This window comes from Saccharothrix texasensis (assembly GCF_003752005.1).
In the GTDB taxonomy this organism is placed as follows: Bacteria; Actinomycetota; Actinomycetes; order Mycobacteriales; family Pseudonocardiaceae; genus Actinosynnema; species Actinosynnema texasense.
Genome location: NZ_RJKM01000001.1, coordinates 6,657,213 through 6,683,734, shown reverse-complemented (window position 1 = coordinate 6,683,734; position 26,522 = coordinate 6,657,213). Strand labels below are relative to the sequence as shown.

Genomic DNA, 26,522 nt, shown 5'->3' with positions numbered 1-26,522 from the left:
GGCACGCACGTTACGGCACACTTGCCGCCATGCGGGAGCACGACGTCTTCTCCGCGGACGGCACGCGGATCAGGTTGTGGCGCACCGAGGCCGACGGCCCGGACGTGCTGCTGAGCCACGGCCTCGGCGTCGTGCCCGCGGTGTGGCCGGAGCTGCCGTCGGCCCGCCTGCACGGCTGGCACCACCGCGGCACCCTCGACTCGGACCGGCCCGCCGACCCGGCCCGCGTGCAGCCGGCCGACCACGTCGCCGACGCGCTGGCCGTGCTGGACGACGGCGGCGTCGAGCGGTGCGTGGTGGTCGGCTGGTCGATGGGCGTGACGGTGGCCGCGGAGCTGGCGCTGCGGCACCCGGACCGGGTGACCGGCCTGATGCTGGTCACGGGCGCGCCGGGCGACGCGTTCGCGAACGCGTTCGGCTTCCCGGGCGTGCCGGAGCCGGTGCGGCGGCTGCTCGGCGTGGGCGGGCTGACGGCGTTGAAGGCCGCCGCGCCGCTGCTGGACGCCGTGCTGCACCGCGTGCCGGTGCCGGACGTCGGCGGCCCGCTGGTCGGGTCGCTGCGCCGCTACCTCCGGCACGACTGGGACTGGTACCTCACCCTCGCGCTGGCGCTGGGCCGCGCGCCCCGGCTCGACCTGGCCGGCGTGACGTGCCCCACAACGGTGCTGGCGGGCCGGTACGACTTCCTGGCCTCCGCCGACGGCGTGCTCGGCCCGGTCGCCGCGCTGCCGCAGGCCAGGGTGCGGGTGCTGCCGAACACCCACTTCCTGCCGCTGGAGGACCCCGAGGTGGTGGTGCGGGAGCTGGAACTCCTGCTCGACCGGGCCGACGCCGTGCAGCGGGCCGTGCGCGACGACGCGGAAGGGCCGCTCACCTCGCGTTCACGGCCGCGCGCTTAACCTGGGACCCGTGTCTCGACTGCGTGGAGTGCTGATCGGTTCGGCCCTCGGCCTGCTGGCCGCGGGCTGCGCGAGCTTCCCCGAGCAGCCGGGACCGGCGGGGTGGAGCGCGGCCCAGCAGCTGACGCCGCAGGCCGGGCCGGTGCCCGAACTGCCCGGCGAGCTGCCGAAGGGCCCCGCCCCGGGCCAGCAGCCCGGCCAGCAGCCGACGCCCGTGCCACCGCCGCAGGGCTGCAAGGACTTCAACCCCGCCGTGGTCGGCACGTGCCTGAGCCCGATCTCCGGCGTGGCGCTGACCGACGTCAACCAGACCACCGGCGCGGTGACGGCGCTGGCCACCGAGCGCACCACCGGGCGGTTGCTCAGGGTGACCAAGGACGTCGACCCGGTCGAGGTGGCGAAGCTCGAGGTGGACGCGGCGGGTGACGGCGGGCTCACCGGGCTCACGCTGTCGCCGACGTACGCCGAGGACCAGCTGATCTTCCTGTACGTGACCACCGCGACCGACAACCGGGTGCTGCGGATCGCGCCGGACGACGTGCCCAAGCCGGTGCTGACCGGCATCCCGAAGGGCCCGACCGGCAACCGGGGTGCGCTCGCCCACGACCGCACCGGCGCGTTGCTGGTGGCGACCGGTGACGCGGGCAACCCGGCGGCGGCGGCCGACCCGAACTCGCTGGCCGGGAAGGTGCTGCGGATCGACGCCACCGGCCGGCCCGCGCGCGGCAACCCGGCGGAGGGCTCGCGGGTGCTGGCGAGCGGGCTGCGGTCGCCCGGCGGGGTGTGCGTGTCCGGCGACGGCACGAAGGCGTGGGTGACCGACGCGGGCGCGACCGCGGACCTGCTGTACCGGGTCGAGCCGGGCAAGGCGCTCGGCGACCCGGCGTGGTCGTGGGCCGAGCGCCCCGGCGTGGGCGGCTGCGCGTCGTTCTCGAACACGGTGATGGTGACCGCGAGCGCCACCCCGGGCCTGCTCAGCCTGCCGATGAACCCGGACGGCAGCTTCACCGGCAAGCCCGAGGCGACCATGACCGGCGAAGAGGGCTTCGGCCGCCTCGGCCCGCTGGTGATGCTGGACGACACGACCGCGCTGGCCGGCACGGTGAACAAGAACGCGGGCGGCACGCCGGTCTCCAGCGACGACCGCGTGGTGGTCATCGTGCGGGAGAGCGTCGCCGGCGGCAGCAAGGACTGACCGCGGTCAGGGCGCCGCGGTGCGGTAGATGGCGTCCGCGACCTGCCAGTACAGGCCCTTCGGGTGGTCGCGGAACAGCGGTTCGGTGCCGAACAGCACCGCCCGCGCGCCCCGGGGTGACGTGCCCGCGACGACCGCCGCCTGACCGGCCGCTTCCGCGCTGCCCCCCGAGCCGTCCGGGCGGGTCGCCCAGTGCCCGGCGACGAAGCCCTGGTACCGCTGCCGCGCGCGCACCCCCGGCCCGAGGTCGGTGAACCAGTGCGGCGCGTACACGAACGAGTGGCCGACCGCGCCCGCTTCGTCCACCACCGACACCACGCCGTTCGCGTCCTCCCGGCCCGCGACCGCGCGCACCGGCAGCACACCGGCGTCGGCGTTGAACCGCGCGCCCGTCGCACCCCGGGTCACCACGCCGCCGCGCCCCAGGAACGCGTCCACCGCCGCCTTGGCCGCCGCGCCGAGCCGGTCGTACCGCAACCCCGACGACACGAGCAGCACGTCGACGCCGGCCAGGTCGAACCCGTCGTCCAGCACTGCCGTCGACACCGGCCGGACGTCGAAACCCATGTCCCGCAACGCCTTCAGCTCGTCCGCCGCCACCGCGCCCGCCACCACCGGGCGGCGCAGCGGCACGCCGCCCGGCGCCGCCGCGGTGAACCGCGCGCCGTAGCGGTCCGACACCTCCTCGGCGGCCGACCGCGCCGACGCGGGCACCACGATCGTCCCGTCGGCCTGCCGGCGCAGCCCGATCCCCCGCGCGAGCAGGTCGTTCACCGCCGCCGCGTCCTCGCCGTCGGCCAGTGCCAGCGCCAGGTCACCGCCCGCGGGCGCGGTCAGCGAACCGGGCGCCGACGCCGCCATCACCTCACGCCCGCGCACGTCCAGCGGCCCGTCGCGCACGACGTCCACCGACGCGCCCCACAGCAGCCGGTGGCTCCACCCGCTGATGTCGTACATGACCGGCACGGTGCCGGAGATGTCCCGGCCGGCCTCCAGCATCACGTTCGCCAGCGCCCGCTTCGGCTGGTGCAGGTCCACCACGTAGGACCCGGCCGGGTAGGACCGGTCGCCCAGGGTGAACGCCCGGGTGGCCCGCTTCACCCGGACGTCGTGCGCCACCAGGTGGTCGACCAGCCGGGCGGCGGCCTGCCCGGACCGCTGCCCGTCGCCGACCGGTATGACGTACCCGCGCGGGAACTCGGTGGTGTAGCGGTCCTCGGGGCCGAACCCGGGCACGAAGCCGTCCGGCACGGCCCGCTGCGGCTCGCCCGCCAGGCCGCGGCGGAACATCTCGATCTGGTTGTCCACCATGGCGGTCCGGTGCTCGTCCACGTACGTGAGCGCGCTGCGGATCGTCGCCTCGACCACGTCGGTGTTGATCGCCGAACGCCGCCGCAGCTCCGCCACCGGCTGTGTCGTGTAGTCCACCCGGTTCACGCGCATGGGGATCTCGACCGTGTAGGACACCGCGCCGTGGTACATCGAGTACTGCGCGGTGTAGATCGGCGCCCAGCCGTCCCAGACGCCCGGCTCGTAGTCGCGGAACGGGATCTCCGGCTGTGCCGCCTCCGGGTGGCCGAGCGCCTGGACCGCCGCCTCCATCCGCAGTCCGGCCGCGTAGCCGTGCCCGATGTAGAGGTCGAAGTCGTAGTTCTGGCCGTGCGGCGGCGTGGTGGGCTCGATCAGCGTGTCGGCCACGTAGCCGTGCTCGTCGAGCACCAGCAGCGGCTGGAGGCGCTTGACCACGTCCCGCATCGCCCGCGACTCCGGCTGCGACGAGGTGACGAAGTCGCGGTTGAGGTCGAACCCGGCCGCGTTGGCGCGCGTGCCCGCCACCCGGCCGTCCGGGTTCGCGGTCAGGTTCACGTGGACGCGGTGACGGCGCAGGAAGTCCCGGGCGGCCGGGTCGACGGCGAGGTCCTCGATCACGCGCAGCGCGCCGTCGGTGCCCTCCCACTCGTCGCCGTGGATGTTGGCGTTGATCCACACCGGGGCCTTGTAGCTGGCGCGCAGGAAGACGTCGCGGGCGGCGGCGGTCGGGTCGTTCTCGATCTTGTCTCGCCACGCGTCCTGCCTGCGGGTCTCCGCCGGGCTCTCCGGCGCGGTGACCGTGACCAGGTAGAGGTCGCGGCCCGCGGTCGACCGGCCGACCACCTCGACGGACACCCGGTCGCTGCGCCGTTGCAGGTCGTCGAGGCGCGGCGCGAGCGCGTGGTAGGGCGCGAGGCCGAGCTTGATCGCCTGGTCGGTCGGGTCCTCCGGGTAGGCGCGCAGCCGCGTGCGGCGCGGGTAGCCGGGGTTGGCGTCGGGCCAGTTGTCGCCGCGCGCGGTGGCGTGCCGCGGCGGGTCGACGGCGGCGACCTGGTTGCGCTCGGGCCCGTTGCCCGGCTCGTGCGCCCGGCCGGCCGCGGGCGCGGCGGTCGCGGGGGTGGTCATCGTGGCCAGCAACAGCACCGTGAGCGTCAACCAGCGCACCGGGCCCCCTAGGGGTGATCGCCGAAGAACTCCTCCACCCTGACTAGTGGGTGCGGGTGATCCGGGTCAACCGGTCGAATGGCTGGTCAGCGCCGCTATCCCGAACCCAGGCACACGAACGGGCGGCGCAGCGGGTCGACGGAGACCGCCTCGGCCAACGCCACCGCGGGCGACGCCCCGCCCGCGAGGATGCGGTGGAAGTCGGCCATCGCCGCCGCCGAGGGCTCGTCGCCGACCCGGCTGGACGCGGCGATCACCGTCCGCGCGCCGGCGGCCAGCAGCGCCCCCGCGAAGCCGAGCGGCTCGTCACCGGGACGCACCCGGTTCAGCGCCAGCTCGCACGCGGCCAGCACGACCTGGTGCGGCGGGCGGCGCACCCGGCCGATCTCGTGCGCGAACATCGCCCCGTCCACCAGCTCCAGCCGGGAGAACAGCGCGTTCTCCGGCTCGTGCTCGCCGTGCGCGGCGATGTGCGCGAGCTCGACGCCGTCCAGCGCCTCCAGCACCGCCCCGACCTTGGCCTCGGCGACGCCCAGCAGCCGCGCGTCGCCGTGGTAGCCGGCGAGCCGGTCGATCTCGCCCTGCGCGGCCTGCAACCCCGGGCCGCGCACCAGCAGCACGCCCTCGACGTGGTCTCGTTCCCGGCGGACCGCCGACACCCACGCGGTGGCCGACGGCACCGCCGTGGTGGGCCGGTTCACGCAGGTCGGCAGCACTCCCCACGGCACCACGTACAACGCGCCGGTCGGCACCACCACCAGCGCCCGGTCACCGATCATCGGCGCGAGCGGGCGCAGCAGCAGCCGGTCCAGCTTCTCCGCCTCACGGCGCGCGGACGCCGAGATGACCGCCGCCAACGGCGCCGGCAGGTGGTCGGGCGCGAGCGCGTTGAGGTCCGCGTGCAGGCGGCGCGCGCCCTCGGTGGCGTCGGCGGCCGACCCGAGGCGCACCATCCGCACCCGCGTGCCGGCGAACACCACGGCGATCAGCTCGTCACCGGACACCGCGAAGCTCACCATCGCCCGCCCGGCCAGCCGGGACAGCACCTCGTCCGGCGTGACGACGGGACGAGGGGTGCCCCACGGGCTGGCGCCCCAGCCCATCCGGGTGGCCGCGCGCTGGCTCGCCTTGAGCCGCGACTCCAGCTCACCGGTCGGCAGGCCGTCGAGGCGGGCCCGCAGCAGCGCCCGGCTCAGCGTGCGCACCTCGGTGATCCGCTCACCCAACTCGGAGTCCACAGTGGACACCGCGGGGTCGTACCGGTACAGCTGGGCCCTGGTGCGCTCCAGCCAGGTGAACAGGCGCTTGGCGTTGGCCGCCGAGTCCGTGCCGCCCAGCACCAGGCGCACGGCGAGCTCGCCCAGCTCACGGCCGTGCACGGCGGTGCCGGACACCAGTTCCAGGCCGCCGAGCCGGTCCCGCATCCGGCCCAGCTCGGCCAGGCCCGCCTTGGCCTGCGCCAACGCCACCCGCTGGTTGCCGCGGGCCAGCGCCAGCTCCGCCCGGCACAGCCGCAGCAGCATCCGGTGGTCGATCGGCGTGATCCGGCGCGTCTTGGGCACGCTGCGCAGCAGTTCGGCGCCGCGGTCCGGGTCGCCGCGCCGGATCTCTAGCCGGGCGGCCAGCACCAGCGCGAACGCCGCCTGGTCGTGCAGCTTCAGCGCCGCCAGCTCCGCGGACAGCTCGACCGCCCGCCGCACCACCCCGGCGACCGGCCGTCGCGAGCCGAGCGCGCGGACCGCGTCCACCCGCAACGCGATCAGCCCCGCGACCGCCGCCCACGCCGGGCTGCCGCGACCGAGCAGCTTGCGCTGCGCCGAGGTCGCCGTCCGCCGGGCCAGCACCAGGTCGCCGTCCTGCAACGCCGCCGCCGCGCGGAACAGCTCGGCCTCGGCCACGTCCTGACCGATGCGCTGGCGGCGCAGCTCCGGCAGCACCTCGTCCAGCAGCCGGCCCGCCTCGTCGGCCAGCCCGACGCTGATCATCGCCTCGGCCTGGTCGATGCGCAGGCGCAGCAGCAGGCCGGGTTCGAGCGCCTGGAACGCCCGGTTGGCCTCGTGGTAGTGGCGCAGGGCGGCCGGGATGTCGCCGGCGCGCTGCACCGCGTTGCCCAACGCGTGCTTGGCGATCGCGGCGCGCAGCGGCAGGCCGTGCGCGTCGGCGAGCTCGACGGCGCGGTCGAGGTCGCGGGCGGCCTTGTCGTGGCGGTGCACCTCGCCGTGCGCGTTGCCCCGGTTGGACAGGGCCAGCGCCAGCAGGTCGACGGCCTCGGGATCGGCGTGCGCGGACAGGCGCCGCGCGCTGCGCTCGATCTCGCGGTCGAGCTGGGCGATGCCCTCGTCGATGCGGCCGACCCGGCACAGCAGAGCCGCGCGGTTGAGGTTGACCAACGTGGACAGGTGCGCCCGCAGCTCCTCGTCCCGCAGCCCGGCGAGTTCCGCGTCGACCCCGGCGAGCTGGGTGAGGCCGTCGTCGACCTTGCCCGTCTCGGCGAGGCAGAACGCCAGCGTGTTCCGCAGCCGGGTGCGGACCTCGAGCCGTTCCTGGGGGTCGATGCCGGGCGCCTCCAGCAGCGCCAGGCCCCGGCGCATCTGCCGGATGGCGGCCGGGTGGCGGTCCGCGGTGGCCGCGTCCAACGCGCTGCGGTGCAACTGCCGGGCCCGTCCGACAGCGTGTTCCGGGCCGGCGGGGCCACGCGTTTCGCCAGGCACGCCCATATGAGATCACAAGCGGCAGAGGAATGCCGCCGGCCGGTGGCCGACGGCATTCAGTGTGACGTCACCGTGATTGTCGGTGACCCGTATCAGTTCGTCTGGGTGACAGCCACCGGCTCGTCGGTGGTGGGCTTGTACGGCCCGCCGTTCGTCTCCGGGTCGCCGGTCGGCTTGTAGGGGCCGCCCATCGGCTTCACGAGCCGCTCGACCTCCGGGTCGTCCGTGGTCGGCTTGTACGGGCCGCCCGTCGGCTCCAGCCCACCGACGTCGACCAGGTCGGTGGTGGTCTGACCGGTGTCCGCGACCACGTCGGCGACCGCGTCCTCGATCTCGGCGACGAGCTCCGGGTCAGTGCGTGTCATGGCGTTGCCTCCCCTACAACGGAATCCCCTGATCGGGGCATCCTCGGCGGATGATTCAGGTCGTTCCGGTGGCCCCCCGGCCTGCCGAACGGCCCAAGCCTGACACAGATGGACGCACCTGAGAGGAGGGAATTCACCGAGAGCTACCGACAAGTGGATCTTGAGGTTCCCTGACCAGCACGGGAGCGGCCGTTCGGAAAGTGTTACCACTCGAATGGACGAATGTGTTAACAGGCTGCACGCGCGCCGGGTCCGCAATAGGGCGAGTCCACCGGGTCCGGCCGACGTGGAATCACGCCCCGGACATTCCCGGGGCCGGACACGGGCCGTCCCGAAATGGTGACCAACGGTATCCGGAGAACGGCGGATCGCGAATGGGCCGCCCGCGAGTGGACGGTCCGCGCACCGCCGCGAAAACGGCGGTGGGGCGGTGCCGCGACCGCGACACCGCCCCACGCCGAGCAGACCCTACGAACAGCGGGCGATGATCAGCTCGCGCACGCGCTTCGCGTCCGCCTGCCCCTTCGTCGCCTTCATCACCGCGCCGACGATCGCACCGGCCGCCGCCACCTTGCCGTCGCGGATCTTCGCCGCCACGTCCGGCTGCGCCGCCAGCGCCTCGTCCACCGCCAGCTCCAGCGCGGAGTCGTCCGAGACGACCTTCAGGCCACGCGCCTCGACCACGGCCTCCGGCTCGCCCTCGCCGTCCAGCACGCCGGTGACGACCTCGCGGGCGAGCTTGTTGGTCAGCTCACCGGAGTTCACCAGCCCGATCACCCGGGCGATCTGCGCCGGCGTGATGCCCAGCTCGGCCAGCTCGACACCGCGCCCGTTGGCCTCCTTCGTCAGGTAGGCCACCCACCACGACCGGGCCTCGGCGGGCGTCGCACCCGCCTCCACCGTGGCCGCCACCAGGTCCACCGCGCCGGCGTTGACCAGGTCGCGCAGCTCGGCGTCGGTCAGCGACCACTCCTGCTGCACCCGCTTGCGGCGCTCCCACGGCAGCTCGGGCAGCGTGCCCCGCAGCTCCTCCACCCACTCGCGCGACGGCGCGATGGGCACCAGGTCGGGCTCCGGGAAGTACCGGTAGTCCTCCGCGGTCTCCTTCGTGCGGCCCGACGAGGTCGACCCCGTCGACTCGTCGAAGTGCCTGGTCTCCTGCGTGATCGTGCCGCCGCCGGCCAGCACCGCCGCCTGCCGCGTCATCTCGAACCGCACCGCCCGCTCGACGCTGCGCAGCGAGTTCACGTTCTTGGTCTCGGTGCGCGTGCCGAACTCGGTCGCGTCCTTCGCCATCAGCGACACGTTCGCGTCGCAGCGCAGCGAACCCTGGTCCATCCGCACGTCCGACACGTCGAGCGCCTTCAACAAGTCGCGCAACGCGGTGACGTAGGCGCGCGCCACCTCCGGCGCGCGCTCACCGGTGCCCTCGATCGGCTTCGTGACGATCTCGATCAGCGGCACGCCGGCGCGGTTGTAGTCCAGCAGCGAGTGCTCCGCGCCGTGGATGCGGCCGTCCGAGCCGCCCACGTGCAGCGACTTGCCGGTGTCCTCCTCCATGTGCGCGCGCTCGATCTCGACCCGGAACAGCGAGCCGTCGTCCAGCGTCACGTCCAGGAAGCCGTTGAACGCGATCGGCTCGTCGTACTGCGAGGTCTGGAAGTTCTTCGGCATGTCCGGGTAGAAGTAGTTCTTCCGGGCGAACCGGCACCACTCGGCGATCTCGCAGTTGAGCGCCAACCCGATCCGGATCGCCGACTCCACCGCCACGCCGTTCACCGCCGGCAGCGCGCCCGGCATGCCCAGGCAGACCGGGCAGACCTGCGTGTTCGGCTCGCCGCCGAACACGTTCGCGCAGCCGCAGAACATCTTGGTGTTGGTGTGCAGCTCGACGTGCACCTCCAACCCCAGCACCGGGTCGAAGCGCTCGATGACCTCGGCGTAGTCCATCAGCTCGTGCACCGACGTCATGCCTTCCCGTCCTTCCGCAGACCCCGCGCCGCCAGCGCCGCGCCCGTGATCGCCACCAGGATGCTCGCCGCCGCGTTGGCCAGGGCGAGCTTGTCGTTCTTGCCGCGAGCCGACTTCAACGTGGAGAACGCGCTGGTGGCCGCGCCCGCGGCGCCGACGAGCGCGAGGACGGTCCGAACCCGCCCCACCGCGCCCCGCTTCACCGGGCACCCGCCAACTGCGGCACACCGCTGATCACGGTCGCGCCCAGCGCCGCGTCCCGCGCCACCTCGTACGCCGCCGCCACCCGGTACATCCGGTGGTCCTGCAACGCGGGCGCCATGATCTGCAACCCCACCGGCAGCCCGTCCTCGTCGGACAGTCCGCTGGGGACGCTCATCGCCGCGTTGCCCGCCAGGTTCGCCGGGATCGTGCACAGGTCGGCCTTGTACATCGCCATCGGGTCGCCGGTGCGCTCGCCGATCGGGAACGCGGTGGTCGGCGTGGTCGGCGAGACCAGCACGTCCACGGTGGCGAACGCGGCGTCGAAGTCCCGGCTGATCAGCGTCCGCACCTTCTGCGCCGAACCGTAGTAGGCGTCGTAGTAGCCCGACGACAGCGCATACGTGCCGATCATGATGCGGCGCTTCACCTCGGGGCCGAACCCGGCCTCGCGGGTCAGCGACATGACCTCCTCGGCGCTGCGCGTGCCGTCGTCACCCACCCGGATGCCGTAGCGCATCGCGTCGAAGCGGGCCAGGTTCGACGACGCCTCGCTGGGCGCGATCAGGTAGTACGCGGGCAGCGCGTAGTCGAAGCTCGGGCACGACACCTCGACGACCTCCGCGCCCAGCTGCTTCAGCTGGGCCACCGCCGCCTCGAAGCTGCGCAGCACGCCCGCCTGGTAGCCCTCGCCGCTGAACTGCGTGACCACGCCGACGCGCACACCCGACAGGTCCCCGTTCGCGCCCTCGCGCGCCGCCGCCACCACGGGCGGGACCGGCGCGTCGATCGAGGTGGAGTCCATCGGGTCGTACCCGGCGATGACCTCGTGCAGCAGGGCCGCGTCCAGCACCGTCCGGGCGCACGGCCCGGCCTGGTCCAGCGACGACGAGAACGCCACCAGCCCGTACCGGGACACACCGCCGTAGGTGGGCTTCACGCCGACCGTGCCGGTGACCGCGCCGGGCTGGCGGATCGACCCGCCGGTGTCCGTGCCGATCGACAGCGGCGCCTGGAACGCGGCCAGCGCCGCCGCCGAACCACCGCCCGAACCGCCCGGGATGCGGTCCAGGTCCCACGGGTTGCGGGTCGGGCCGTACGCGGAGTTCTCGGTGGAGGACCCCATCGCGAACTCGTCCATGTTGGTCTTGCCGAGGATCACCACGCCGGCTTCCTTCAACCGGCGGGTCACCGTGGCGTCGTAGGGCGGCACCCACCCCTCGAGGATCTTCGAGCCGACCGTGGTCGGCACGCCCTCGGTGGTGAGCACGTCCTTGAGCGCGATCGGCACGCCGGCCAGCGGACCGACGTGCGCGCCGGCGGCGATGTCCTCGTCGACCTTGCGGGCCGCCTGGAGCGCGCCGTCCGCGTCGACGTGCAGGAACGCGTGGACCGCGCCGTCCACCTCGGCGATCCGGTCGAGGTGGGCCTGGGCGACCTCCACCGCGGACACCTCGCGGCTCGCGATCTTGGCGGCGATTTCTGCGGCGGTGCTGCGGATCAGACTGTTCATGATTCCGCCTCCGCGCGGAAGATAACGTCGGCGGTCATGCTTCCTCCCCGAGGATGCGCGGCACGCGGAAACGGCCGTCCTCGGCGGCGGGGGCGCCCGCGAGCGCCTGCTGCTGACCGAGGCTGGGACGCACCACGTCCTCGCGGAACACGTTGGTCAGCGGAACGGCGTGCGAAGTGGGCGGGATGTCCGCGGTGGCGATGTCGCCCACCGTGGCCACCGACTGCAGGATCACGTCCAACTGGCCGGCGAACAGGTCCAGCTCGTCGTCGGTGACGGCGAGCCTCGCCAAGCGGGCCAGGTGCGCGACCTCGTCGCGGGAGATGCTGGGCACCTCGTCAACCCCCGTGGGTCGGTTTTTCGGATTCGGGACCCACCGAGTCTATTGGCTGGTCAGGCCGACCTCCGACCGGGTTACCCGCGCTCGCGCGCGTGGGTGCGCGATTTTACCGGTGCGCAACGCCCCTGGTGGGTCGGAAAGCGAAGCTGCGTCTGCGAGAATCATCGGCCGGCGAGTTTCCACCTCGATGCTCCACCACAGCCTTTGGAGGCGTGCACCGTGTCCTTCCTGATCCGGGTCCAGCTCCCGGACCGTCCCGGCACCCTGGGCGCGGTCGCCTCCGCGCTCGGCGAGATCGGGGCCGACATCCTCAGCGTGGACGTGGTGGAGCGCGGGGCGGGCCTGGCCATCGACGACCTGGTGGTCGAACTGCCCTCCGGGCGGCTGCCCGACGTGCTGATCACGGCCGCGGAGTCCATCGAAGGCGTCGAGGTGGACGCGGTCCGGCCCTACGCGGGCGTGCTGGACACCCACCGCGAGCTGGAACTGGTGGAGGAGGTCGCCGAGGACCCCCGCAACGGGCTCGCGGTGTTCACCGAGGGCGTGCCGAAGATCATCCGGGCGGGGTGGGCGGTGGTCGTGTCGTGGGACGGCAGCACCGCGCGCCGCCTGACCTCGTCCTCGGCCGCGCCGGAGACCAAGCTGCAGACCCCGCCGTGGCTGCCCCTGGCCCGCGCCACCGTCCTGGACGGCGAGGACGACTGGGTGCCCGAGACCTGGCAGGAGCTGGGCACCGAGCTGGCCGCCACCCCTCTCGGCAAACCGGACCGCGTCCTGCTGGTGGGCCGCCCGGGCGGCCCGATGTTCCGCGCCGCCGAAGTCGCCCGCCTGGCCCACCTGGCCGGCATCGTCTCCGTCGTCCTCCCCGACTGACCCGCGCGTGTCCTACGTTCCGAACGCGCGTGTCCTACGTCCGGAACGCGCGTGTCCTACGTTCGCGTACCCCGAGTTGAACGCTCAGTACAGTCGATCTTGTGCTGAGCGTTCAACTCGGGTGTTCTGAACGTAGGACACGCGCGACGCGAACGTAGGACACGCGCGGGTTAGTCCTTGCGGCCCGTGGTGGCGATGGTGACGCCCAAGCCGATCATGGCCAGGCCGCCGGCGCCGCCCACCAGGGCCAGGCGGCGCGGTGAGCGGGCGAACCAGGTGCGCGCGGTGGCGGCGGCGAGGCCCCAGACGCTGTCGGACGCCACCGCGATGACGTTGAACACCAGGCCGAGCAGGAGCATCTGGACGGCGACGTGACCTTGCCCGCGATCCACGAACTGCGGAAGCACGGCGGCGAAGAACACGATCGTCTTCGGGTTCGCCACACCGACCGCGAAGCCCTCCCACAACGTGCGCAACCCACCCCGCGCCGGACCGCCGGCGGTGAACGTCGCGTGCAGCGACCCGCGCTGCCGCACCGCCTTCACCCCGAGGTACACCAGGTACGCCGCGCCGGCCAGCTTCAACGTCGTGAACACGACCGCCGACCGCTCCACGATCGCCCCGACGCCGAACGCGACGGCCACGACCAGGGCATAAGCGCCGAGCGTGTTGCCCAGGACCGTGATCAGCGCGGCACGTCGCCCCTGCGCCAACGCCCGCCCGACCACGAACAGGACGCTCGGCCCCGGGATCACGATCAGCAGGAACGACATGGCCGCGAAGGCGAGGAGCCGGTCGGTGGACACCATGGCACAACGAAACCACGGCACCCGGCCGTGCTACCAGCGCTTTTCCGCGGTTCGGAGAGCCAGCTCGACCAGCTGCGCGTTGCCCGCCGCCGGGGTGCCGTCACGCGAGGTGAGCGTGTCCTCAAGACCGATGCGGGTGGCCAGCCCGCGCGTCACCGCGTAGTCCAGCACCGGCCACGCGCTGTCGTCCTCACCGTGCAGCAGGACCGGCGGCCCGAGCGGTCCGAGCAGGTCGAGCAGCCGTGCCGCGTGCTCCACCGTCTCCCCCGGCTGCACCTCGGCCAACACCCGGACCGTCCCCGGCGGCACGCCGACGTCCAGCAACGTCCGCGCCGCCTCGACGTGGAACACGCCCAGCTCGATCCCGATGCCCGCGTCGCGCAACGCGGCGGCGACGTCGAGCCAGCCGTCCTCGTGCACGTTGACCGACGCGTAGTCGGGACGTCCGGCGGCCAGTCCCGCCCACCCGCGCAGCAGCTCCGCCCGCCGCACGGGGTCGGGCACGATCCACGCGCCGGTCGTCACGCCGATCTCCGCCCGCGCCACCGCCGTCCGCACCACCGACACGGTGGTGGCGACCTCGGGACCGGCCAGCACCTCCAGTCCCACCACGTCACGGGGGTGCAGGTGGAACGACGTCACGCCGAGTTCGGCGCACTCCGCGGCGTCGGCCGCCAGCTGCTGCGGCGTGATCGGCACACTGGGGTGGCTGCCCGGCTGACGGGCGCCGTTCAGACAAGCCTGGAGCACGAAACCCACCGAACCACAAGGTGTTGGATACCGCCATGCCGACGCTGACCTCAGCCCTGCTGCGCCACCACGCGGGCGCCAAGTCGTACTGGCGCGGGCTGACCTACCGGGACGCCGTGGTCGACCTGGCCGTCCGTTCACGGCACGTGGAAGGCGTCGTGGTCGGCGCGGCCGAGTACCGGGTGACGCTCCAGTGGGAGGACACCCGCTTGGACGGCGCGTGCACGTGCCCGTACGGGTCGCAGGGGTTCTTCTGCAAGCACTGCGTCGCGGTCGGCCTGGTGCTGCTGGAACGCGGCCTGACCGTGCCGCCGCGGGACGCGGAGGACGAGGAGCTGCGCGTCCGCCTCGCCGAGCTCGACCACGCGACGCTGGTGGAGCTGCTCTACGACCGGGCCGCGCGGGACCGTTCGCTGCGCGACGAGATCATGCGAGTTCGAGGCTGAACCCGAGCGCGGTCACGTCGACGCCCGGCACCGGCTGCCAGTCGCGATCGGGCCGCCGCCGGAACCCGAGCCGCCGGTAGAGGCGGTGCGCGGTGGTCATGTGCTCGGAGCTGCTCATCACCAGCCGGTGCGCGCCCAGCTCACGCGCCCGCACGATCACCGCGCGCACCAACGCCTCACCGACCCCGCGGCCGCGTGCCGACGGGCTCACCGCCAGCATCCGGAACTCGACCTCGCCGTCCCGGCTGACCTCGGCGTACGGGGTGCCGGGCCGGACCACCGTGACGGTGCCGAGCACGGTGTCCCCGTCGTCCACCGCCACCAGCAGCTCCGCTTCCCGGGCGCGGGTGCGCGCATCGACCAGCGTGTCGGCGTACCCGCCGGTGTGGCTGTCGATGTGGCGGTCGGCCTGGTAGGCGGCCACGGTGATCTCACCCGCCGCCGCCCACTCGTCTTCCCTGGCGGGCCTCACCACGATGTCGGCCATCTGGTTCCCCTCTGCGTCATCGGACCGTTCCCGATTGTGGTCCAGCCAACTGCGCCGGCGGGCGTTCGATCAAGGTTTCGGCTGGATGTGGGGCCGGATGTCCCGAGTGCCGCCTCCCGGCCGACCGCAGGACTGCGGGCGGGATGATGTCGGGATGACGCTTCCCGGTGCGATCGAACTTCCCGACGGCGCGCTGGTGCGCGGTCGCGGCCTGCGCAACCCCACTCCCGAGGGCACGCCCGACTACGGGCTGTACCTCGGATCGCCGAGGATGCGGCGCTCGGTGATGGCGCGCGTGGACGCCCCTTCGTGGTCGCACGAGTGGGTCGAGTGGCCCGACTTCCGACTGCCCAAGTCGACCGAGCGGGCCGTGACCCTGATCCGGGACCTGCACGCGCGGGCCTTGGCGGGTGAGCGGGTCGAGGTGGCGTGCGGCGGGGGTGTCGGACGGACCGGCACCGTGATCGCGTGCCTCGCCGTGCTGGCGGGCGTTCCGTCGGGTGACGCCGTGGCGTGGACGCGGGCCCACTTCAACCGGCGCGCGGTGGAGACGCCGTGGCAGAAGCGGTGGGTGGCACGCTTCCCGCACGAGTGACGTGATCCGGGCCGGATCGCCCAGGCCAAGCCCAGACGACGCGAGATCGAGGCCGCGGATCTGCTGCGCCTGTGCGTGGATTGCCGTGCGGCCGGGCGAACAGCCGCGCCGGTCCCACGCGCGGGCGGTGCGGTTGTGAGCGTGTGGGGTGGGGTGGTGCTTCGCGGATTGCCCGGCGGGGTGCGAGCGGAGCGGAGGGCGGGACAGGGCGGAGTGGGATGCCGGCGGCGGGCTGCGGGGGTGGGTGCAGGGTGTCGGCGGCGGCGGGGTGGGTGGGTGGTGGTTGTGGTGGTGGTGTGGAGGGCGGTTGGTTGGCGGCCTCGTTGTTTCAACCGACGTTTCAGGGTGTTGGAAACGGCGTTTTGGTTTGTACTCCTGTCGTGATCACTCGGTCGTGGGTGCCGTAGTCAAGGTTGTTGCTGGTCAGGGCGGTGGTGGGTGGGGTCAGGGTGCGGTGGAGGGTTGGAGGGGTGGTTCGGTGGTGGGGGTTTCGGGGGTGGTCGGGGTTTCGGTGATGGTGGCGATGGCCGTGGCGGCTTCAGGGCCGTTGGTCAGCAGGACGCGGAAGCCGGCTTCGTCCAGGATCGGGACCTTCAGCTGTTCCGCCTTCTCCGCCTTGGAGCCCGGCGACTCGCCCACGACGACGAACGCGGTCTTCTTCGACACCGAGCCCGCCGCCTTGCCGCCGCGCGACAGGATCGCCTCCTTCGCCTCGTCCCGCGAGAACGTCTCCAGCGACCCCGTCACCACGATCGACAACCCGGCCAGGTTGCGCGGGACCGAGGTGTCGCGCTCCTCGGCCGTGCGCACCCCCGCGGCTTGCCACTTCCGCACGATCTCCTGCCGCCACGGGGTCTCGACCCACTCCCGCACGGCTGTGGCGATGGTCGGGCCCACGCCCTCGGCGGAGGCGAGTTCCTCTTCCGTGGCCGCGACGATCCGCTCCAGGGAGCCGAACTCCTGCGCCAGGGCACGGGCGGCGGTGGGGCCCACGTGGCGGATGGACAGGGCGACCAGGACTCTCCACAGTGGACGCTGCTTGACCGTTTCCAGGTTGTCCAGCAGCTTCACCGCGTTCGCGGTCAGGTCGCCGTCCTTGGTGCGGAACAGCTCGACTTGTCCCAGTTTGTCCGCGTCCAGGTCGAACAGGTCGCCCTCGTCGGCGTAGACCGGGGAGTCGACCAGGGCCGCCGCCGCCTCGAAGCCCAGCACCTCGACGTCCAGCGCCGAACGTGACGCCAGGTACGCGAGCCGTTCCCGCAGCTGACCCGGGCACCCCGCCGCGTTGGGGCAGCGGATGTCGACGTCCGCCTCCTTCATCGGGCGCAGCGCGTGGCCGCACTCGGGGCACGTCAGCGGCATCTCGAAGGCGCGGGCGTCGGCCGGGCGGGCGTCGATCACCGGACCCAGCACCTCGGGGATCACGTCGCCGGCCTTGCGGATCACGATGCGGTCGCCGATGAGCACGCCCTTGCGCTTGACCTCGCTGGCGTTGTGCAGGGTGGCCCGCGCGACGGTGGACCCGGCGACCTTCACCGGTTCCATCACGGCGAACGGTGTGACGCGGCCGGTGCGGCCTACCTGCACCTTGATGTCGAGGAGGGTGGTGGTCGCTTCCTCGGGCGGGTACTTGAACGCGATCGCCCACCTCGGCGCGCGGGAGGTGCTGCCCAGGCGGCGTTGCAGCGAGACCTCGTCGACCTTGATGACGACGCCGTCGATCTCGTGCACGGCGTCGTGGCGGTGCTCGCCCCAGTGGGCGACGTGCTCGGAGACCTCTTCGAACGTGCGCAGGACCTTGGTGTGCGAGGACACGGGCAGGCCCCACGCCCGCAGCGCCTCGTAGGCCTGGGACTGGGTGGTGAGGTCGAAGCCCTCGCGCTTGCCGAGGCCGTGGCAGATCAGCCGCAGCCGGCGGGACGCGGTGATCTTGGGGTCTTTCTGCCGCAGCGACCCGGCGGCGGTGTTGCGCGGGTTCGCGAAGGGCGGTTTGCCCGCTTCGACGAGCCGCGCGTTGAGCTCGAGGAAGTCCTCCACGGCGAAGAACACCTCGCCGCGCACCTCGACCAGGGCGGGCACCGGGTGCTCGTCGGCGCCGGTCAGCGTCTCCGGCACGTCGGGCAGCGTGCGGACGTTGAGCGTGACGTCCTCGCCGGTCCGCCCGTCGCCGCGGGTCAGGGCGCGGACCAGGCGGCCGTGCTCGTAGAGGAGGTTGATCGCCAACCCGTCGATCTTCAGCTCGCACAGGAAGTGCGCGTCCGCGCCGACCTCCTTGCGCACGCGCTCGAACCAGGCTTGCAGCTCCTCGGCGGAGAACACGTTGTCGAGGCTGAGCATCCGCTCCAGGTGGTCGACCGCGGTGAAGTCGGTCGAGAAGGTGCCGCCGACGAGCTGCGTGGGCGAGTCGGGGGTGGCGAGGCCGGGGTGCGCCTGCTCCAGCGCCTCCAGCTCGCGCAGCAGCGCGTCGAACTCGCCGTCACTGACCGTCGGCGAGTCGAGGACGTAGTAGCGGAACTGGTGCCCGCGCACCACCTCGGCCAGCGCGGCGTGCCGCTCGCGCACGGGGGCGGGCACGTCCTCGACGCCCTCGGCGGGGGCCTGGGTCGGGTTCAACGGGTCGTCGCTGGTCACGGCATGAGGGTAACCAGGGGGTCCGACAATTTCAGGTGGGTTCGCCGACCATCGCGCGGACCAGTTCGCGGAACTCCAGCAGGTCGATCGTGCCCTCCGGTTCGGCGGACGCGGTTTCCACCCGGCCGAGTCGTTCACCGGCCAAACGCTCACCCAGCGTGACGTCCAAGGGGAGGAACGTCATGGTCTGCCTGGCCTTGTCGTCGAGGTGGGCGAACTCGGGGTGGTAGACGGCGACGTCCACCAGGCCGTCCGAGACCTGGGCGACCAGCCGCACGTCGGCCAGCCGCATCCGGCGCGGTCCGACGTTGATGGTGACCAGGGTCGGGTCCGGCACCGGGGGCACCGAGTCGTGGTACTCCCAGATCATGTCCTCGCTCGGCGCGGCTTCGATCCAGGCGTCGGTGTAGGGCCGCAGCCTGGGGTCCTCACGGCTGGTGATCACCAGGGCGTAGATGGCGCGGTGGCCGCGTTCGAGGGAGAACTCCAGGTCGGGGTGCATGGCGGCGACCATCGCGCCCAGGTCGCCCTCCACCCGGTGGGGCTCGCCGTCGCCGAGCGCCGCGCTGACGGTCGGCAGCAGCTCGAACCACTCCTGCCAGAACGCGACCGCGGCTTCGGCCGGGTTGGGCAGGTGGACGGGTTCGGGCTCGGGCTCGGTGCGGCGGCGGAACCAGCTCATGGCTCCATTGAACTACGGCCGGCCGACGGCTGCGCCGACCCGCGCCGGGTGGCCACCGACAGCAGTTCCGCCGCGGGTCCGACCAGCTTGCGCCCGCCCGGCCACACGGCGCGCAGCACGCGGCGCAGGTCGAGCTCCGTCGGCACCTCGACCAGCCGGCCCTCGGCGAGGTCGACGTCCACCGCGAGCACGCTGAGCGCGGCGGGTGCGACGCCGGCGACGACCGCGCCGCGCACGGCCGTGGTGGAGCCGAGCTCCAGCGCGGGCGGGCACGCGGCCGGCAGCGCCCGGTCCAGCGTGTCGCGGGTGCCGGAGCCGCGTTCGCGCATCACGAGGGGTGTGGCGGCCAGTTCCGGCGGGGTGAGCGGTCGGCGTCGGCGGGACCACGGGTGGCCGGGTGCGACGACGACCGCGAGCCGGTCCACCGCCACCTTCCGGGTCGAAAGCCCTGGCAGCGGGCCTGGCGCTTCGACGAAGCCGAGGTCGACCGCGCCGTCGCGGACGAGTGCGCCGACCGTTTCCGAGTTCGTCACCCGCAGGCCGACGCGCAGGTCGGGGCGGGCGCGGCGCAGTTCGCCGATCCAGCTCGGCGCGAGGTGCTCGGCCACGGTCATGCTGGCGGCGACCCGCAGCTCGGCTTCCCGCGCCGAGCGGAGCGCCCGCGCGCCCTCGACCAGGCCCGCGACCTCGTCCAGCACCCGCCGGGCCCGTTCGGTCACGACCACGCCCGCGGGGGTGAGGGCGGAGCCGCGCCGGCCGCGGTCGACGAGGACGACGCCGAGTCGGCGTTCCAGCGTGGACAGGCGCTTGCTCGCGGACGGTTGCGCGATGCCGAGTCGCGCGGCGGCCCGGCCGAGGCTGCCCAGTTCCCCGACCAGCACCAGCAGGCGCAGCGACTCGAGGTCCGGGGTCATAGCAACAGGGTATGAGCCCAGAGCCGGGTGCCGCCTACCGGACGTGGGCGCGCGGGCCGAGGGTGGGTGGTGTGCTGATCGCCGCGTTGGTCCTGGGTGTGCTGGTGGGTGGGCGGCTGCCGGACCTGGGCGGCGTCACGCGCAGGTTGTTGCGCACCGGTGTGGTGCTGCTCGGTCTGCAACTGTCCGTTGGGCAACTGGTCGACCTGGGACCGCGCGTTCTGGTGGCGATCGTGGTCACGGTCGGCGTCACGTTCTTCGGCACGGTGTGGCTGGGTCGTTGCCTCGGTCTGCCGCGAGGGCTGTACGTGCTGGTGGCCAGTGGGTTCTCGATCTGCGGCGCGTCGGCCATCGCAGCCGTCGAGGGCAGGGTGGACCGGGAGGACGAGCACGTGGCCACGAGCGTCGCCCTGGTCACGCTCTTCGGCACGCTGGCGATGGTCGTGCTGCCGCTGGTGGGCGCGTCGCCGCAGTGGATCGGGCTGAGCGTGCACGAGGTCGCGCAGGTGGCCGCCGCGGCGCCGGCCTCGGGGTTGGCGACGGCGATGGCGGTGAAGCTGGGGCGGGTGGCGTTGTTGGCGCCGATCGTGGCCGGGGTCGGTGGGCGCGGCGCACCGCCGGTTCCGGGGTTCCTGCTCGGGTTCCTGGCGTCGATGCTGGTGAGCCCGCTGGTGCCGGCGGCCGTGCTCGCGCCGGCGAAGACGGTGACGACGGTGGTGCTGGCCGCCGCGCTGTTCGGCCTGGGCACGTCCGTGCGCCCGAAGGGCCTGCTGCGGACCAGCCCCAGGGCGCTCCTCCTGGGGCTGCTCTCGACGCTCCTGGTGTGCGGGACGGGTTACCTGTCGCTGCGGGTGGTGTGAGCGCGCAGCAGGTCGGCGTTCAGGCGGGCGATGGTGGTCAGCGGGATGCCCTTGGGGCACGCGGACGTGCACTCGCCGGTGTTCGTGCAGCCGCCGAAGCCGGACGCGTCGTGCTCGGCGACCATGTCCCGCGCCCGCGAGTACCGCTCCGGCTGCCCCTGCGGCAGCACGCCGAGGTGGGTGGCCTTGGCGGCGGTGAACAGCATCGCGGACCCGTTGGGGCACGCCGCCACGCACGCGCCGCAGCCGATGCACGCCGCCGCTTCGAACGCGGTGTCCGCGTCCGGCTTGGGCACGGGTGTCGCGTGCGCGTCCGGCGCGGACCCCGTGGGCACGCTGACGTACCCGCCGGCCGCCACGATCCGGTCGAACGCCGACCGGTCCACCACCAGGTCCCGCACCACCGGGAACGGCTCGGCCCGCCACGGCTCCACGGTCACCACGTCGCCGTCGCGGAAGTGCCGCAGGTGCAGCTGGCAGGCCGTGGTGGCCTTCTCCGGCCCGTGCGCCATCCCGTTGATCATCAGCCCGCACGTGCCGCAGATGCCCTCGCGGCAGTCGTGGTCGAACGCCACCGGCTCCTGCCCGGAGGTGATCAACCGCTCGTTGAGCACGTCCAGCGCTTCGAGGAACGACATGTCCGGCGACAGGTCGTCCACGGCGTACTCCACCAGCCGTCCGGTGGCGCCGCTCTGCCGCCAGATCCGCAGGGTCAGCTTCACGAGTAGCTCCGGGTGCTCGGCGTGACGTGCTCGAAGGTCAGCTCTTCCTTGTGCAGCACGGGCGGTCGGCCCACGCCCGTGTACTCCCACGCGGCGACGTACGCGAAGTTCGCGTCGTCGCGCAACGCCTCCCCGTCCGCCGTCTGGCTCTCCGACCGGAAGTGGCCGCCGCACGACTCCGCGCGGTGCAGGGCGTCCACGCACATCAGCTCCGCCAGCTCGAAGAAGTCCGCGACCCGGCCGGCCTTCTCCAGCTCCTGGTTGAGCCGCTCGCCCGTGCCCGGCACCTTCACCCGTCGCCAGAACTCGTCGCGCAGCTCGGGGATGCGCTCCAGCGCCTTGCGCAACCCGGCCTCGTCGCGTTCCATGCCGCACTCGTCCCACATCAGCCGGCCCAGCTCGCGGTGGAACGACTCGACCGTGCGGTCGCCGTCCACGGCCAGCAACGTCTTCACCCGGCCGCGCACCTCGGACATCGTGTCCGCGACCGCGGGGTGGCTGTCGTCGACCGCGTCGAACGGCGCGTCGGCCAGGTAGTCCCCGATCACGCCGGGCAGCACGAAGTAGCCGTCCGCCAGGCCCTGCATCAACGCCGACGCGCCCAGCCGGTTCGCGCCGTGGTCGGAGAAGTTCGCCTCACCGATCACGTACAGGCCGGGGATCGTGGACCGCAGGTCGTAGTCCACCCACAGCCCGCCCATCGTGTAGTGCACGGCCGGGTAGATGCGCATCGGCGTGCGGTAGGGGTCGTCGCCGGTGATGCGCTGGTACATCTCGAACAGGTTCCCGTAGCGCTGTTCGACGGCGAGCGCGCCGAGGCGGCCGATGGCGTCGGCGAAGTCCAGGTAGACGCCGCGCTTCTCGTCGGAGATGTTCTTCGCCGCCCGGGACGCGATGTCGCGCGGCACGAGGTTGCCGAACGCCGGGTACATGCGCTCCAGGAAGTAGTCCCGGTCGGTCTCGGGGATGTCGTTCGGCGCGCGCGTGTCGTGCGGGTCGCGCGGCACCCAGACGCGGCCGTCGTTGCGCAGCGATTCGCTCATCAGCGTGAGCTTCGACTGGTGGTCGCCGCTGATCGGGATGCACGTCGGGTGGATCTGGGTGAAGCACGGGTTCGCGAACAGCGCGCCCCGCCGGTGCGCCCGCCAGATGGCGGTGGTGTTGCAGCCCTTGGCGTTGGTGGAGAGGTGGAACACGTTGCCGTAGCCGCCGGTGGCGAGCACGACCGCGTCCGCGAAGTGGGTGGACACCTCGCCGGTGACGAGGTCGCGCACGACGATGCCGCGCGCCCGGTCGTCCACCACGACCAGGTCGAGCATCTCGGTGCGCGCGTGCATCTCGACGCGTCCGGCGGCGATCTGGCGCTCCAACGCCTGGTAGGCGCCGAGCAGGAGCTGCTGCCCGGTCTGGCCGCGGGCGTAGAAGGTGCGGGAGACCTGCGCGCCGCCGAACGAGCGGGTGTCGAGCAGGCCGCCGTACTCGCGGGCGAACGGCACGCCCTGGGCCACGCACTGGTCGATGATCTCGACGCTGATCTGCGCCAACCGGTGCACGTTGGACTCGCGGGAGCGGAAGTCGCCGCCCTTGACGGTGTCGTAGAACAGGCGGTGCACGCTGTCGCCGTCGTTGCGGTAGTTCTTGGCCGCGTTGATGCCGCCCTGCGCGGCGATGCTGTGCGCGCGGCGCGGGCTGTCCTGGTAGCAGAACGACTTGACCTGGTAGCCGAGCTCGGCGAGCGTGGCCGCGGCCGAGCCGCCCGCGAGGCCGGTGCCGACCACGATCACGCTGCGGTTGCGCCGGTTCGCGGGGTTGACCAGCCGGGCGGAGAAGCGGCGGCGGTCCCAGCGGGTCTCGATCGGGCCGACCGGCGCGCGCTGGTCGGCGATCGGGGCGCCTTCGGTGTAGGGCATGTCAGCTCACCAATCCGGTGAAGACGGCGAAGGGAACGGAGAGGAACCCGGCGCAGACCACCACGGCGACGCCGAGGCCGATCACGCGCGAGGTGGTGACGCCGAGGGTCTGGGTGGCGCTCCACACGCCGTGGCGGATGTGGAAGCCCAGGGCCAGCACGGCGACCGCGTACGCCAGCACCACGTACCAGTGCTGGAAGTCGGCGACCACGTTCGCGTGGATCTCGCCGGGCACGCCGTTGGGGTTGAGCCACCCGACGGTGAGGTCGAGCAGGTGGTACACCACGAACAGGGCGATGATCACGCCGCCCCAGCGCATCGTGCGGGCCGCGTAGCTGCCCTGGACCCGTCGGCGGTGCTCGTACCGGCCCCTGGCCTTGCGGGCCTTCGCGGTCAGCTGGTAGGCGGCGACGAAGTGCAGCGCCACGCAGGCCAGGAGGGCGACCCTGGTCGGCCAGACCGCGCCGATCTCGCGCAGCCGGCGGCCGTAGCCGTCGATCGCGTCCGCGCCGGAGAAGACGGTGAGGTTGCCGAGCATGTGCACGACGACGTACAGCAGCAGCCCGGCGCCGGTGACGGCCATGACGACCTTCTTGCCGACGGTAGTGCGGTAGAGCCCGATCGTGTCCACGTCGCTGACGCTAGGAACCGGTGTGACGAGTCGTCCAATACATCGTGAGCTGCCTGAAGATAGCCTGGGGCTATGACGCTCCAGCAGCTCGTGTACTTCCTGGCAGTGGCCCGGACGCGGCACTTCACGCGGGCGGCGGCGGAGGCGCGTGTGGCGCAGCCCTCACTGTCCAAGCAGATCCACGCGTTGGAGAAGGAGCTCGGCGCGGAGCTGTTCAGCCGGGCGCGCGGCAACGTCACGCTGACCCCGGCGGGCGAGGCGCTGCTGCCCGTGGCCGCCCGCATCCTGTCCGATGTGGACACGGCACGGCTGGAGGTGGCCGAGCTGGTGGGGCTGCGGCGGGGCCGGGTGCGGGTGGGCGCGACGCCGAGCCTGTGCGTCAGCCTGTTCGCGGACGTGATCAAGCGCTACCACGACGCGTACCCCGGCATCCAGGTGTCGGTGACGGAGGGCGGGTCGCGGGACCTGGTGGCGGCGTTGGAGGCGGGGCAGCTGGACCTGGCACTGGTGATCGTGTCACCGGCCGACGCCGACCGGGCGCTGACCGTGGTGCCGGTGCTGCGGGAGGAGCTGGTGGTGGCGTCGGCGTCGCCGCTGGGGGTGACCCGGATGCGGTTGACGGACCTGCGCGACCAGCCGCTGGTGATGTTCCGGCCGGGCTACGACCTGCGGGAGACGACCCTGGCCGCGTGCCGGCAGGCGGGGTTCGAGCCGCGGTTCGCGGTGGAGGGCGGCGAGATGGACGCCGTGCTGCGGTTCGTGGAGGTGGGGTTGGGAGTGGCGATCGTGCCGAGCACGGTGCTGGCCACGCGGTCGCTGCATGGGACGCCGCTGACCCCGGCCACCACGCGGACGGTGGCGCTGGCGCACCGGACGGACGTGGCGCCGACGTCGGCGGGGCGGGCGTTCCAGAGCGTGCTGCTGGCGTTCCTGCGCGGCGCGGAAATGCCTTCGGGGGTTCACCTGGTGGAGCCGTAAGGTGCGCAGTCGTGCTGATCCGACGCGAGACCGCCGCAGACACCCAGGTCGTCCACGACGTGACGGAGGCCGCGTTCGCGGCGCGACCGGGCGGTGAGGCGGGCCTCGTCGGCGCGCTGCGGGCCGACCCGGGCTGGATCCCGGCGTTGTCGCTGGTCGCGGAGGTGGACGGGGTGGTCGTCGGGCACGTGGTGTGCACGCGCGGCTCCGTCGGCGGCAAGCCCGCCCTGGGTCTCGGCCCGTTGAGCGTGCTGCCCGCCCACCAGCGTTCCGGTGTCGGCAAGGCCCTCATGCACGCCGTGCTGGGCGCCGCGGACGCCCTGGACGAGCCGCTGGTCGTCCTCCTGGGCGACCCCGCGTACTACTCGCGCTTCGGCTTCGTCCCGGCGTCGACCTACGGCATCACCCCGCCGGACCCGGCCTGGACGCCGTACTTCCAGGCCCGCGCCCTCGCCACCCACACCCCCGACCTCACCGGTCCGTTCACCTACGCCGCGCCGTTCGCCGACCTCTAGCGGTCACCAGCCCTCGGGCGGCTCCACGAACGCCTTGCCCACGTCCCGCGTCAACGCCAACGCCCGCCGCACCCACTTCTCGCTCGCGCCCGCCATGCCGCACGTCGGCGTCGGCACCGCGTGCGTGCCCAGGATCGAACGCGGGAAACCGAGCCGGTCCACCAGGTCCAGCGCGGGCTGGGCCAGCGACTTCAGCGTCTGCTTCGCGGTCGGGTCGGTGCTCGGCGCCAGGCCGAGGAACAGCTGGGTCTTCTCCTCCCACGCCTCCCCGATCTCGTCCCACATCGAGTCGTCCAGGACCGTGACGTCGAACGAGACGGCCCGCGCGCCCGCCTGGCGGATCAGCGTGATCGGCGGCTTCGACGCGCAGCAGTGCACGACCACGTCCGCGTCGACACCGTCGATCACGGTCTCGAGCAGGGCGCGCGCGTCCGGCTCGGGCACGGCGGCGACCGTGCCCAGCTTGGACGGCGTCGGCAGCAGGCCCGCGAGCACCGCGGGCAGCCCCGGTTCGTCCAGCTGCACGACGACCTTCGCGCCGGTGCGCTTGGCGACCTCGGCGACGTGCTGGTTGAGCCCTTCGACCAGCGACTGGGTGTACTCGCGCAGCGCGCCCTTGTCGGTCAGCACGCGGTGGCCGCGCGCCAGTTCGACGCTCGCGGCGAGCGTCCACGGTCCGGTGGACTGCACCTTGACGACCGGCGGCGGCACCGGGTCGGCGGCCTCCTCGAACGCGTCGAGGTCGCGGCGCAGCAGGTCCACCGCCCGCCGGTGGTCCTTGCCGGGGTGCGCGGCGGTCCGCCAGCCGGACGGGACCACCTCGACCGGGAGGTCGACCAGGAGCGCGGCGGTGCGGCCGATCATGTCCGCGCCGACACCCCGTGCGGGGAGTTCGGGCAGGTGAGGGAGGTCGGGGAGTTCGCCGAGGACGATCCTGGCGGCCTCCAGCGGGTCGGTTCCGGGTAGCGAGCCGATGCCGGTTGCGGCGCCGGCGGACCAAGGGAGGGCATCCACCCGGACAGTCTCCCACCACGGGCGGCCGACCGTTC

General features: G+C 73.1%; 25 protein-coding genes. 8 read left to right on the top strand and 17 right to left on the bottom strand.

Annotation, left to right across the window (positions count from 1 at the left end; all coding sequences use genetic code 11):
- Positions 1 to 29: 29 nt before the first annotated feature.
- Positions 30 to 899 (top strand): alpha/beta fold hydrolase, encoded by an 870-nt coding sequence (locus EDD40_RS29775; RefSeq protein WP_123745871.1) that lies wholly within the window; start codon positions 30 to 32, stop codon positions 897 to 899.
- A 10-nt stretch (positions 900 to 909) separates the two neighbouring features.
- Positions 910 to 2,094, top strand: a complete 1,185-nt coding sequence (locus tag EDD40_RS29770) for a PQQ-dependent sugar dehydrogenase (protein ID WP_123745870.1) — start codon at positions 910 to 912, stop codon at positions 2,092 to 2,094.
- Positions 2,095 to 2,100: 6 nt separating this feature from the next.
- On the opposite strand, the gene EDD40_RS29765 is transcribed toward EDD40_RS29770, so the two are convergent.
- The 7 genes from EDD40_RS29765 to gatC all read right to left on the bottom strand — a co-directional run bounded on the left by EDD40_RS29765 (position 2,101) and on the right by gatC (position 11,664).
- On the bottom strand, positions 2,101 to 4,569 hold the full coding sequence (locus EDD40_RS29765) for a M14 family zinc carboxypeptidase (RefSeq protein ID WP_246037898.1): 2,469 nt from the start codon (positions 4,567 to 4,569) through the stop codon (positions 2,101 to 2,103).
- Positions 4,570 to 4,664: 95 nt separating this feature from the next.
- Complete coding sequence (locus EDD40_RS29760) at positions 4,665 to 7,205, bottom strand: CHAT domain-containing protein (RefSeq protein ID WP_342777786.1); 2,541 nt, start codon at positions 7,203 to 7,205, stop codon at positions 4,665 to 4,667.
- Positions 7,206 to 7,372: 167 nt separating this feature from the next.
- On the bottom strand, positions 7,373 to 7,645 hold the full coding sequence (locus EDD40_RS29755; RefSeq protein ID WP_123745868.1) for a hypothetical protein: 273 nt from the start codon (positions 7,643 to 7,645) through the stop codon (positions 7,373 to 7,375).
- A 468-nt stretch (positions 7,646 to 8,113) separates the two neighbouring features.
- On the bottom strand, positions 8,114 to 9,616 hold the full coding sequence (gatB, locus tag EDD40_RS29750) for an Asp-tRNA(Asn)/Glu-tRNA(Gln) amidotransferase subunit GatB (protein WP_123745867.1): 1,503 nt from the start codon (positions 9,614 to 9,616) through the stop codon (positions 8,114 to 8,116).
- A complete protein-coding gene (locus EDD40_RS29745; RefSeq protein ID WP_123748371.1) occupies positions 9,613 to 9,804 on the bottom strand; it encodes a hypothetical protein in 192 nt (63 codons plus the stop codon). Before EDD40_RS29745 ends, gatB begins: the two co-directional genes overlap by 4 nt.
- A gap of 11 nt (positions 9,805 to 9,815) precedes the next feature.
- Entirely contained in the window at positions 9,816 to 11,330 is a 1,515-nt protein-coding gene (gene gatA, locus EDD40_RS29740; protein ID WP_123745866.1) for an Asp-tRNA(Asn)/Glu-tRNA(Gln) amidotransferase subunit GatA, read from the bottom strand.
- A gap of 34 nt (positions 11,331 to 11,364) precedes the next feature.
- Positions 11,365 to 11,664, bottom strand: a complete 300-nt coding sequence (gatC, locus tag EDD40_RS29735) for an Asp-tRNA(Asn)/Glu-tRNA(Gln) amidotransferase subunit GatC (protein ID WP_015104569.1) — start codon at positions 11,662 to 11,664, stop codon at positions 11,365 to 11,367.
- A gap of 225 nt (positions 11,665 to 11,889) precedes the next feature.
- On the opposite strand from gatC, the gene EDD40_RS29730 reads away from it, so the two are divergent.
- Positions 11,890 to 12,543, top strand: a complete 654-nt coding sequence (locus EDD40_RS29730) for an ACT domain-containing protein (RefSeq protein WP_123748370.1) — start codon at positions 11,890 to 11,892, stop codon at positions 12,541 to 12,543.
- 170 nt (positions 12,544 to 12,713) lie between these two features.
- Here the strand turns inward: EDD40_RS29730 and EDD40_RS29725 are convergent, their stop codons facing one another.
- Positions 12,714 to 13,352, bottom strand: coding sequence for a LysE family translocator (locus EDD40_RS29725; protein ID WP_123745865.1), 639 nt, complete (start codon positions 13,350 to 13,352; stop codon positions 12,714 to 12,716).
- Positions 13,353 to 13,382: 30 nt separating this feature from the next.
- Positions 13,383 to 14,111: a 3-keto-5-aminohexanoate cleavage protein gene (locus tag EDD40_RS29720; protein WP_246037897.1), complete on the bottom strand. Its 729-nt coding sequence runs from the start codon at positions 14,109 to 14,111 to the stop codon at positions 13,383 to 13,385.
- A 26-nt stretch (positions 14,112 to 14,137) separates the two neighbouring features.
- On the opposite strand from EDD40_RS29720, the gene EDD40_RS29715 reads away from it, so the two are divergent.
- Positions 14,138 to 14,548, top strand: a complete 411-nt coding sequence (locus tag EDD40_RS29715; protein WP_123745864.1) for an SWIM zinc finger family protein — start codon at positions 14,138 to 14,140, stop codon at positions 14,546 to 14,548.
- On the opposite strand, the gene EDD40_RS29710 is transcribed toward EDD40_RS29715, so the two are convergent.
- Positions 14,529 to 15,035, bottom strand: a complete 507-nt coding sequence (locus EDD40_RS29710) for a GNAT family N-acetyltransferase (RefSeq protein WP_123745863.1) — start codon at positions 15,033 to 15,035, stop codon at positions 14,529 to 14,531. The two genes, EDD40_RS29715 and EDD40_RS29710, sit on opposite strands and share 20 nt — an antisense overlap.
- A gap of 154 nt (positions 15,036 to 15,189) precedes the next feature.
- Here EDD40_RS29710 and EDD40_RS29705 point away from each other — a divergent pair, with 154 nt between their 5' ends.
- Entirely contained in the window at positions 15,190 to 15,630 is a 441-nt protein-coding gene (locus EDD40_RS29705; RefSeq protein WP_123745862.1) for a protein-tyrosine phosphatase family protein, read from the top strand.
- A gap of 444 nt (positions 15,631 to 16,074) precedes the next feature.
- Here the strand turns inward: EDD40_RS29705 and ligA are convergent, their stop codons facing one another.
- The 3 genes from ligA to EDD40_RS29690 are packed head-to-tail and all read right to left on the bottom strand — an operon-like array spanning position 16,075 to position 19,857.
- Positions 16,075 to 18,261 carry an NAD-dependent DNA ligase LigA gene (ligA, locus tag EDD40_RS29700; protein ID WP_246037895.1) on the bottom strand — a complete coding sequence of 729 codons (2,187 nt, stop codon included), beginning with the start codon at positions 18,259 to 18,261 and terminating at the stop codon, positions 16,075 to 16,077.
- Positions 18,262 to 18,292: 31 nt separating this feature from the next.
- On the bottom strand, positions 18,293 to 18,943 hold the full coding sequence (locus EDD40_RS29695; RefSeq protein ID WP_123745861.1) for a hypothetical protein: 651 nt from the start codon (positions 18,941 to 18,943) through the stop codon (positions 18,293 to 18,295).
- On the bottom strand, positions 18,940 to 19,857 hold the full coding sequence (locus EDD40_RS29690; RefSeq protein ID WP_123745860.1) for a LysR substrate-binding domain-containing protein: 918 nt from the start codon (positions 19,855 to 19,857) through the stop codon (positions 18,940 to 18,942). Before EDD40_RS29690 ends, EDD40_RS29695 begins: the two co-directional genes overlap by 4 nt.
- Before the next feature lie 11 nt (positions 19,858 to 19,868).
- On the opposite strand from EDD40_RS29690, the gene EDD40_RS29685 reads away from it, so the two are divergent.
- Positions 19,869 to 20,717: a YeiH family protein gene (locus EDD40_RS29685; RefSeq protein WP_123745859.1), complete on the top strand. Its 849-nt coding sequence runs from the start codon at positions 19,869 to 19,871 to the stop codon at positions 20,715 to 20,717.
- Here EDD40_RS29685 and EDD40_RS29680 read toward each other — a convergent pair.
- Genes EDD40_RS29680 through EDD40_RS29670 form a run of 3 tightly spaced genes read right to left on the bottom strand, consistent with a single transcriptional unit; the run spans position 20,693 to position 23,980 of the window.
- On the bottom strand, positions 20,693 to 21,439 hold the full coding sequence (locus EDD40_RS29680; protein WP_123745858.1) for a succinate dehydrogenase/fumarate reductase iron-sulfur subunit: 747 nt from the start codon (positions 21,437 to 21,439) through the stop codon (positions 20,693 to 20,695). The genes EDD40_RS29685 and EDD40_RS29680 overlap by 25 nt on opposite strands.
- The gene (locus EDD40_RS29675) at positions 21,436 to 23,349 is read right to left on the bottom strand and encodes a fumarate reductase/succinate dehydrogenase flavoprotein subunit (protein WP_123745857.1); all 1,914 of its coding nucleotides are present in this window, start codon (positions 23,347 to 23,349) and stop codon (positions 21,436 to 21,438) included. Before EDD40_RS29675 ends, EDD40_RS29680 begins: the two co-directional genes overlap by 4 nt.
- A 1-nt stretch (position 23,350) precedes the next feature.
- Complete coding sequence (locus tag EDD40_RS29670) at positions 23,351 to 23,980, bottom strand: succinate dehydrogenase cytochrome b subunit (protein WP_281277816.1); 630 nt, start codon at positions 23,978 to 23,980, stop codon at positions 23,351 to 23,353.
- A 72-nt stretch (positions 23,981 to 24,052) separates the two neighbouring features.
- Here EDD40_RS29670 and EDD40_RS29665 point away from each other — a divergent pair, with 72 nt between their 5' ends.
- A complete protein-coding gene (locus EDD40_RS29665) occupies positions 24,053 to 24,958 on the top strand; it encodes a LysR family transcriptional regulator (protein ID WP_123745855.1) in 906 nt (301 codons plus the stop codon).
- A gap of 11 nt (positions 24,959 to 24,969) precedes the next feature.
- A complete protein-coding gene (locus tag EDD40_RS29660; protein ID WP_123745854.1) occupies positions 24,970 to 25,473 on the top strand; it encodes a GNAT family N-acetyltransferase in 504 nt (167 codons plus the stop codon).
- Between the two features lie 3 nt (positions 25,474 to 25,476).
- Here the strand turns inward: EDD40_RS29660 and EDD40_RS29655 are convergent, their stop codons facing one another.
- Positions 25,477 to 26,487: a methionine synthase gene (locus EDD40_RS29655; RefSeq protein ID WP_123745853.1), complete on the bottom strand. Its 1,011-nt coding sequence runs from the start codon at positions 26,485 to 26,487 to the stop codon at positions 25,477 to 25,479.
- Positions 26,488 to 26,522 lie beyond the last annotated feature (35 nt).